The 260-nt window shown below is 65.0% G+C and carries 1 protein-coding gene; it reads left to right on the top strand.

Annotation, left to right across the window (positions count from 1 at the left end; genetic code table 11):
- On the top strand, positions 1-260 hold a 260-nt coding region (locus BIU99_RS20030), incomplete at both ends, for a hypothetical protein (RefSeq protein ID WP_175484412.1).

Raw genomic sequence — 260 nt, 5'->3', positions numbered from 1 at the left:
GAAACGCCATCAGCGGCGATCACGAAGGCGAAGAGCGCGACGCAGGACGGCGTCGTGCAGGTGGTTGATATGGCGGGCGATGACCTGGTCCAGGGTCTCAATCAGAGTCCGACCGGATCACTGGTCTCTTGCCGGGACGGCAAGCAGTGGGCCGGGCACGCGACGGTGACGCTTCGGCGGGGCGCGAACGCAGCTGCGATCATCAATGGCATCGAGGACTCGATCTCCGAGGCGGAATGGAGTGCCTCGCGAGACACGAC

The organism is Plantibacter sp. MMLR14_011, assembly GCF_001865025.1.
Lineage (GTDB): Bacteria > Actinomycetota > Actinomycetes > Actinomycetales > Microbacteriaceae > Plantibacter > Plantibacter flavus_A.
Note: the sequence above shows the minus strand (reverse complement) of the source record. Positions and strands in the feature narration are given on the sequence as shown.